The organism is Myroides sp. LoEW2-1 (genome assembly GCF_009767705.1).
Lineage (GTDB): Bacteria > Bacteroidota > Bacteroidia > Flavobacteriales > Flavobacteriaceae > Flavobacterium > Flavobacterium album_A.
In genome coordinates, this window is sequence record NZ_WSPP01000179.1 from 26,934 (window position 1) to 33,148 (window position 6,215).

A 6,215-nucleotide genomic window follows, 5' to 3' on the forward strand; every position below is an offset into this window, starting at 1 on the left:
AAAGTTTAATCTAATCCCATTTGTACATGAAAGTAGCAATAGTTTATCAAGCTAATCCCGTAGCGAGTAAGAACAATATTATAAAACCTATGAAGGTCGGAGGATATGCTGATAGTGGTGCTGATATCGCGTTCTCACTGAAGTTATCAGGTATAGAGGTAGTCACTCCAGTTGACAATCCAAAAGATACAAATGATTTAGATTGGGTGTTTCCCGATACAGAAGAAGGGATTGATAAGGCAATCGCAAAAGGAGCCAAGATAATTTGGCTGAATACTGTTTTGTATAAAGGGCATCCGATAGAGAAGTATAAAGACAAGGGGCTAAAAATAGTAGGGCAATCAACCGAAGCAGTTGATCTATTTGACAATAAAGTGTATACTAATAATTTGCTAAGAAGCAAAGGTTTGCCTGTGTTGGAATCTAAGATGATAAGTCTTGACAATCACAAAGAGTTATCGAAAATAGCGACATATCCAAACGTCCTAAAACCAATAAGAGGTAGAGGAAGTGAGGGGGTAAGGGTTGTGGAGAATCAAAAACAGTTTGTAGAGACAGCTGAGGAGCTAATTAATTCTGGTCGATTTGGCGATACTATTTACACAGAAGACTTTCTACCTGGTGAGGAAATCACTATTACAGTATTACCTCCTGGGACTTATGTAGTACAAGGTGAAATACGCATACAAAAAACTTATTGGTGTTTTCCTGCTTTAAGGCGTTTTAATCACATAAACAATGTGATGCCCTATAATGGTGTGGTTGCTGTTACTGAGAATAGTGAAGTCTTACAAGCAAGTTTACAATCTTCGCAGGAAGTTGTAGATATTTTAAAACAGTGTGAGAAAGCGGCAAGTATTATTAATGGTCACGCGCCGATACGCATTGATTGTCGCGCTAATAAAGAAGGGAAGTACTTCATTTTTGACGTCAACTTAAAACCGAATATGACTGGTGCTTCAAGATCTCACCGAAAAGAGCAAGATAGTTTATCCTCTATCGCCGCGAGATTAGTACCATGGGGATACCGAGATTTAATTGTAAACGTACTCGGTACTCGTTGGGAGTATGTATAATATATAAAGCTCAGTAAATTCTTACTGAGCTTTTTTTGTGCTCAAGCCATTGGTTCTATACCCGTTTACCTTTTTGAATTATTACTATTGTTGAGTCTTTAAGACCGACATAATATTATCTTTGAACTTTAATGTTTTTAACCCAAGAAGTGTATGAATAATGGCAAGCCTTTTTTAATCTCTTTGACAGGAGTAGATAGTCACAAGATAAAGATCCCCAACGGGCAAGGTAGTTTTTCTATAGGAACCAAAGGTATCTCCCAAGGGAAATTTGATGCCGTAGTAGATGCTGGAGCTAAAGTTAATTGGCCTGTTTTTCAAGAAAGTCAATTTGAGAGCACCTACGCTTGGCCAAGGTTTTTTTACTATTCAGGTAATGATTGTTCTTTTGCCTAGTGGTCTATTGATAGGCGAATTGAAATGTTCTCTTGGAGACCCTATGAAGATGTTGTATTAGACGCTAGTGAATGCAATATTTCTCGATTGCACATTCACTCTTTTGGGAATAAAGTTCACTTGCAATTGGGAACTAAGGTTAGAGAACTGTGTTTATCAGGTGATTTAGAAGCCTTTATTTTTACAGGGATATGCGCACTTCAAAGGCTGACCTATAGCTTGCACAGTGATTCAACTGTAAATGCGATTCACTGTCTGCCTACTCATTCACTTTTTGAAAAGCTGCAGATTATTGATATTGAAAATTCAGCCATTGGAAAACCTTTTGATTGTCAGAGTCTTCTTCAGTTCCCGAATGTAGAAGTATTAAATCTAAGTGGAAATTTGATAAACCTTGAGGTGCTAAGTGATCTAAAGCATTTGAATTCCATTGGCATTCGAAATGCTCCTAATTTGCAAGGTTTTCCCTCTTTGCATACTTGGAGTGGATTGACCAGCTTTATTGGATGGATTGTTGAAGAACAAGGAGGTAAACAATTACAGAAGGAGTTGAAAGAGTTACTAGTCAAAAGGGAAATGAGTTATTCAAATGTGAGTAAACTCAAAAAGCAAAATTGGTTCTTAACCGAATATTCCCTGCCTTTTAAGGGGTGGGAGGGAAAGAATGAGAAAGTAGCTACGAAAAAGTACAAGGAAACTTTAAAGAAGGTAGCGAAGGCACAGACAGAAAATCAAGTTGAAATTCTATTTCAAGACATTATTCAATTCTTCAACACCCTTGAAGATATTGAAACCATTGAACGAGAAGATATAGGAGAGGCTGTTGCTTTATTAGCCAAAGCTTCTAAAAGGATCGTCACAGATGAACAAGCTAATTTATGGTTTGATACTTATAGAGATTATTAAAAAAGATATCGCATCTACCACAGATTTGGTTGATGCGATATTTCTATATGTTGTTCTTGCAATACTCAATTTGATTAACTCTTGGCAATAGCAATTTTAACTTTTTTATTCTTAATTTTTGCTTGTTCGAGTTTTTTTAAAATCGCTTTGACTTTGACGGCATTGATAGCCACAAACGATTGTGTATCTTTTACTTCAATGAGCCCAATATCTTCTTTCTGTAAACCTCCGGTTTTGATAAAGAAACCAACGATATCCACTTTATTTACTTTGTCTTTCTTTCCAGCACTGATATAAACAGTCAAAAAGTCTGTGCGATTATCTATCTTGTGATTTCCCTTCAGTACTTCGATTGGCAAATTGGGGTCTATGAAGTCTATTTCTTCTTCTTTGGTTGTGATGATATACACCTTTCCCTTGTTTTTCATTCGCGCAGTACGCCCGTTTCGATGTGTAAAGGTTTCCTCTTTGTCAGGTATTTGATAGTGGATGACATGGCCAATTTCGGGAATATCTAATCCACGTGAAGCCAAGTCCGTAGAGATCAAAATATGACAGCTTTTGTTTCGAAACTTTAGGATAGCGCGTTCTCTATCCTCTTGTGTCATACCACCGTGAAATGCGCTATTGCTAACACCTTTATTGGTTAAGGTCTCGCTAATTCGATCTACAGCATCTCTGTGATTACAGAAAATCAGCGTAGTATCTCTGCCAATTTTGGCCAATAGTTTAATTGTAGTTTCCAGTTTTTCTTCTGCTGGAGCAATTACCTTGCTGAATGTCAAGTCAGGTTTAACTTCTTCAGTACTTAAAAATTCAATTACAGCAGGCTTTTGTATACCTGTGAAAACAGGAATTTTGTCGAGTTTTGTAGCAGAAGTAAGCATTCTAAAAGACGTATGGGCAAAGGAGTTAATGATAAAGTCCATATCCTCTTGGAACCCCAATTCTAAAGCCTTGTCAAATTCGTCTATTACATAGCTCTTTACGCTATCTGTTTCAAATGAACTCTCCTTGATGTGAAAAGCAATTCTCCCAGGAGTTCCGACAAGAACAGCAGGTGGAGTACTAAAGTTATTCATTTCTACACGTGTTGAATGACCTCCATAACAGGCATTAATTTTAAAGCCTGTTCCCATTTTTTTGAAGACAGTTTCTATTTGCAATGCCAGTTCTCTTGTAGGTACTAAGATAACTGCTTGTACGCCTTTTGCATTGGCATTCAAGCGATCCAAAATAGAAAATAAGAAAGCTAATGTCTTTCCAGAACCTGTCGGTGAAAGTAAAACGATATTTTGATTTTTCTGTGCAGTAAGATACGTTTGCTCTTGCATTGTATTCAGAGCAGATATATCCAAATTCTTTAGTATTCGTGCTTTATCCATAGGGCAAAGGTAGTGCATAAATAGATTTGCTAAAGGAAGTTTTTAATCTAAATCAGGTTCAAAAGCGAAAAGATTGTCTTGAAGTCCATATACATTGTCGCACAGTGGGCAAAAATTATTGCGATCGCCTATCAATACTCAAGTATTGGAAATCTTCATATTGTAAAAGTTTATTGTACCCAATAGATAGTAAGAATCAGTTTCAAGATATTCTGCCAAGCTTAGTTGTTGAATTTGTGGAGGGAGTTCGTACTTCTTTTTTCTTCAATAAGATAGCGAATGTTATCGATTTTCTTTTTAGGCAAGAAAAGGGAACCTCTTTACTTCTGTCTGTTTTATAACGAGGAATACTCACTTTATTAAGTAGGCGTAATTAGCTACATGCTATGATTCAATATTTCGATTGGAATCGGTTGTTTTGCTGTTGGCTCTAAATGCTATATCCTGACTCTGTAGGCAAATTGGGACGGCCTTACAAAAAAGAAGAGTTGCACTTTGTCTTATGTCTATTGGTAAGAGTAATGAGCTGTATTTATGTTAGACTTTTTCTTGTGTTATTATTATACAACTTCTCACCGAATTTTTTTTCCTGCTATCATCAACTTTTCAGCGTGTTGTTTTTTAAATCAGTGCTATTTTTCTTGCACTTTCTTGGGGTATGTTAGGGGTTTGCTGGGGGTTTCTTAGCTAAAAGTGCTGTTTTCTCGAAGAAAGGTGCAAGAATACCCCAAGAAAAGTGAGAGAAAGGCCGATTAAGAAGTTGTATAAGGAGCAGTAAAATGGAGTGGATATTCTGATAATAAATCTGTCAAGCTGTATTGTGCTATAACGCATATAATCAAAGCTAATCCATTGATTAAATTAGCCTTGACACAAACGATCTAATTTCTATAAAGAGGTAATGCAGTAAAATATTAGATAAGCTCTTAAATGGGCTAAAAACAGCTGTAGGATGCTTTTAGATTTACGTTTTAAGCGTAAAAAAGCTCCTTAGTAGAAAACTAAGAAGCTTTAATAATTGTATTCGTATGTAACTAAATTAGGCGTTTCTCTGATCACTGCATCTTCTGTGATTATGCTGTTGTTCATTGCAATGTTTCTTGTGATTCTGTTTGTATTCTCTTGAGAATGCTGCACAATCGTGTGTTGCTTTGCAGTTCTCGTCACAATTGAGATGTCTATTGTAGTGATTTTTGATGTGTTCACAATCTTGATTGCAATCTTGGGTGCACACATGTGTACAGATTTGCTTTTGTTCTTTGGTGTTAGACTTTACATCTTGAGCTGATAAACTAAAGCTAAATAGTACAGCTATAGCTAATGCCGAAACAATCTTTTTCATGGTCAATAATTTTAGTGTTTAATACTTTTACTAAAAAAGGAGTTGCCCTTTTGTAACGGTTCTTTACAAAGATAAGGTGCTTTCTAGACAGCAAGTTTAGGTAATGAGGGCATTGGTTGTGCTAATTACTGATTGTTGTAAGTAATTGTGTATTAAGGGGTAAGTTTTCATCTTCTTCATGCGTTTTCTCCATAGTGGTAGGAATTGTGCAATTGAAATTGATTTTATCCTTTATCAAACCTAATAATTCTTATTTTTACTTTGATACTTAAAAGAAGATAAAAGATGTTAGATATAAATATTGTTCCCTTTCCTATTTTGGAAACAGAGCGTTTGACGTTGCGTTGTGTTGATCTAAACGATGCAGTAGAAATGTTTGAAATGCGTTCCAATGCAGATGTGATGAAATACATACCTGTTGCCTTAGCGCAGCAACAAGACGAGGCAGTGACTTATATTGAGTCCTTAGCAAAGCGCATGGAAGATAAAGAGTGTATTAATTGGGCAATAACTGAAAAAGGCAGTTCAAAAATGATAGGAACAATCGGTTTTTATCGCATGAAGCTCAATCATTATCGAACGGAGATTGGCTATATGTTACACCCTTCGTATCACGGTAAAGGATATGTCCCAGAAGCAGTTCGTTGCTTGATCGAATATGGTTTCAAGCAATTGGGATTTCACTCTTTAGAGGCTATTATTCAGGTAGAGAATGTTGCCTCTATGCGCGTGCTTGAGAAGTGTGGGTTTGTCAAAGAGGCTCATTTTACAGAGAACGAATATTTCAATGGTAGGTTTATGGATACAGCTGTGTATTCTTTAATTAATCGTTAACAGCATAAAAAACACCTTATAGAGGTGTTTTTTTGTTTTGTATAAAGAGTGTATTGCTTAAAAGATTCACATTGACTAATTCTTTGTCAAGATTACTTTTTCTTTCTGTGTTTAGGAGTACGCCTGTTTGTATGGTTTGGGTGATATAGGGTAGGGGGACAGGTGTCTGTTTTTATGGATCAATCTCAAAAGTTGTGTGTGAATTAAAAACTACAGATCTTTGTAATAATAAATAATAACCGTGGAAAACTATATTGAGTTTGTAAAAATGATTTT

The 6,215-nt window shown here is 36.0% G+C and carries 6 protein-coding genes; 4 read left to right on the forward strand and 2 right to left on the reverse strand.

Features of this window, described 5'->3' with window-relative positions:
- The first annotated feature begins 26 nt into the window (after nucleotides 1-26).
- The 3 genes from GOQ24_RS11110 (at nucleotide 27) to GOQ24_RS11120 (ending at nucleotide 2,378) form a co-directional block, all read left to right on the forward strand.
- Nucleotides 27-1,076, forward strand: coding sequence for an ATP-grasp domain-containing protein (locus tag GOQ24_RS11110; RefSeq protein ID WP_160339711.1), 1,050 nt, complete (start codon nucleotides 27-29; stop codon nucleotides 1,074-1,076).
- A 153-nt stretch (nucleotides 1,077-1,229) separates the two neighbouring features.
- Nucleotides 1,230-1,472 carry a hypothetical protein gene (locus GOQ24_RS11115; protein WP_160339712.1) on the forward strand — a complete coding sequence of 81 codons (243 nt, stop codon included), beginning with the start codon at nucleotides 1,230-1,232 and terminating at the stop codon, nucleotides 1,470-1,472.
- Nucleotides 1,473-1,496: 24 nt separating this feature from the next.
- Nucleotides 1,497-2,378: a hypothetical protein gene (locus GOQ24_RS11120; RefSeq protein ID WP_160339713.1), complete on the forward strand. Its 882-nt coding sequence runs from the start codon at nucleotides 1,497-1,499 to the stop codon at nucleotides 2,376-2,378.
- Nucleotides 2,379-2,452: 74 nt separating this feature from the next.
- Here the strand turns inward: GOQ24_RS11120 and GOQ24_RS11125 are convergent, their stop codons facing one another.
- Together GOQ24_RS11125 and GOQ24_RS11130 are read right to left on the reverse strand one after the other, a co-directional pair.
- Entirely contained in the window at nucleotides 2,453-3,763 is a 1,311-nt protein-coding gene (locus tag GOQ24_RS11125) for a DEAD/DEAH box helicase (protein WP_155093401.1), read from the reverse strand.
- Nucleotides 3,764-4,802: 1,039 nt separating this feature from the next.
- Entirely contained in the window at nucleotides 4,803-5,105 is a 303-nt protein-coding gene (locus GOQ24_RS11130; RefSeq protein ID WP_160339714.1) for a hypothetical protein, read from the reverse strand.
- Nucleotides 5,106-5,390: 285 nt separating this feature from the next.
- Between GOQ24_RS11130 and GOQ24_RS11135 the strand changes: the two genes are divergently transcribed.
- Nucleotides 5,391-5,939, forward strand: coding sequence for a GNAT family N-acetyltransferase (locus GOQ24_RS11135; protein ID WP_155093403.1), 549 nt, complete (start codon nucleotides 5,391-5,393; stop codon nucleotides 5,937-5,939).
- The last annotated feature ends 276 nt before the right edge of the window (nucleotides 5,940-6,215 follow it).